This is a genomic window from Amycolatopsis sp. SID8362, assembly GCF_010550475.1.
GTDB lineage: Bacteria > Actinomycetota > Actinomycetes > Mycobacteriales > Pseudonocardiaceae > Amycolatopsis > Amycolatopsis eburnea.
On the sequence record NZ_JAAGNB010001179.1, the window covers coordinates 1 to 2334 of the forward strand.

Below are 2334 nucleotides of genomic sequence, written 5' to 3' on the forward strand. Positions count from 1 at the left end.
ACCTACGCCGCCGGGACGCGCAGCGCGGCCGCGCGCCAGGGCAACGGCGGCAACCGCACGCGGTTCTCCGCGGTGCGCCTGCTGCTCGTCGCCGTCCTGCTCGTCGCGGGCGGGAAACTGGTGCAGGTGCAGTGGTTCGAGGCGGGCGCGCTGTCCGCCGCGGCGGAGCGGCAGCGCACCCAGACCATCGACATCCCCGCCCAGCGCGGGTCCATTGTGGACCGCAACGGCGCCAAGCTGGCGTTCAGCGTCGAGGTGCGCACGCTGTCGGTGAACCTCAAGGCGCTGCGCAAGAACATGGACGACTTCGCCGTGAAGAACCCCGGCACGCAGAAGACGTTCGACAACGAGACCGCGGCCGCCGCGAAGTACATCGCCGGCAAGCTGCCGAACATGATCGGCGAGCAGCAGCTGCTGGACCTGTTCCACAAGCAGGCGTCCTTCACCTACCTGGTGAACAACGTCGAGCCGTCGATCGCCGCCGACATCGTCAAGCACTTCGCCTGGATCAGCGTCGAAAAGCGGGCGCTGCGCGAGTACCCGGGCGGCAGCCTGGCCTCGAACATCGTCGGCGCCGCGAACTGGCGCTCCGACGACCCGGACGTCTCCAAGCACAACCTGCACGGCCTGGTCGGGCTGGAGCTGCTGCGCGACAACGACCTGGCGGGGACGCCGGGCCGGATGATGGTCAACACCAAGAACGGCAGCGACAACGTCGTCATCCCGGGCACCGAGCACGACCTGCAGGCCGCGGTCCCCGGCTCGGACCTCGAGCTGACCGTCGACTCCGACCTGCAGTACGAGGTGCAGCGCCAGCTGTCGGACTACGTCCAGCAGTCGCACGCCAAGGGCGGGCAGGCGGTCGTGCTGGACGCCAAGACCGGCGAGGTCTACGCGCTGGCCAACGACAAGACGTTCGACCCGAACGACCAGACGACCTGGACCAACGAGGACCTGGCCAACCCCGCGGTCACCACGCCGTTCGAGCCGGGTTCGGTGAACAAGGTCGTCACCGCCACCGGGGCGATCGACGCGGGCATCGCGACGCCGGAGTCGACGATCCAGGTGCCCGGCGCGCTGCAGGTGGCCGACAAGACGGTGCACGACGCCTGGACCCACGGCACGCAGACGTTCACCACCGCCGGCATCTTCGCCAAGTCGTCGAACATCGGGACGCTGCTGCTCGCCCAGAAGCTCGGCGAGGAGCACTACTCCGAGCTGCTCAAGCGGTTCGGCCTCGGCCAGCGCACCGGCGTCGGCCTCCCCGGCGAGAGCGCGGGTGTCGTGCCCGCGCGCAGCCAGTGGTCGGCGACGACGTTCGGCAACCTGCCGATCGGGCAGGGCCTGTCGATGACCGTGCTGCAGATGGCGGGGATGTACCAGGCGATCGCGAACGACGGCCTGCGCGTCGAACCCCGGATCGTCAAGGCGAAGGTCAACCCGGACGGGACGACCGTGCCCGAGCCGGCGCCGAAGAGCGTCCAGGTGGTCAACCCGCAGACGGCGAAGACGGTGCGCGACATGATGCGCGCGGTCGCCCAGAACGGCAAGGGCCTGCAGAAGGGCACGGCGCCGACGGCGGCGGTCGAGGGCTACCAGATCTCCGGGAAAACGGGCACCGGCCAGCAGGTCGACCCGCGGACGAAGGCCTACAGCGACCACCTGTACAACATCACCTTCGCCGGCATCCTGCCCGCCGACCACCCGCGGTTCGTGGTCGGGATCCGGCTGGACGCGCCGGACACGACGCTGCCGGTGGGGCACTCCGCCGCGCCGCTGTTCCACAGCATCGCGTCGTACCTGACGCAGCGGTACCAGATCCCGCTGTCGGACGGCCCTTCGCCGGAGGTTCCGCTCATCATCCCGTAGGCACGATCCGTGAAGGGCCCCTTACCGGCTTTTAGTTCCGTGAAGGCCTCCTTACCGGCATCAGATGCCGGTAAGGAGGCCTTCACGGCTTTTCCGCGGGCATTGTCCACTTCGGCTGGTCGCGGGCGGAAAGTGTTGTGTGGCAAGGGGGAGCGGCGGGGCGTTTAGCACATGTGCCGAAGTGGCGCGCAATCGCCGTACCGCGTGCGGGGGGCCCGAACGGCCGCCGGTAGCCTCTTGGCCGTGTCCGTGTCATCGTCCAGTTCCCAGGTGCCGGAAAGCCCGGTGAAAGCGGTCCCCGCGCCGCCCCGTCCGGCGCGCATCGTCCCGGTCCCGCTGGCGACGCTGCTCGCCCGAGCGGACGCGCGGCTGATCGCCGGCTCGCCCGACGCCGCCGACCTCACCGTCACCGGCACCACCCTGCGCGCCCAGCACGTGCTGCCCGGTGACCTCTTCGCCGCCCTC

General features: G+C 69.9%; 1 protein-coding gene and 1 pseudogene. Both read left to right on the top strand.

Annotated elements, in window-relative coordinates; all coding sequences use genetic code 11:
- Nucleotides 1–1869 (top strand): penicillin-binding protein 2 (locus tag G3I65_RS36865; RefSeq protein ID WP_160700193.1); only part of this gene is annotated, 1869 nt, incomplete at its 5' end.
- 285 nt (nt 1870–2154) lie between these two features.
- Nucleotides 2155–2334 (top strand): annotated as a pseudogene (locus G3I65_RS36870) (UDP-N-acetylmuramoyl-L-alanyl-D-glutamate--2,6-diaminopimelate ligase); the annotation flags it as partial.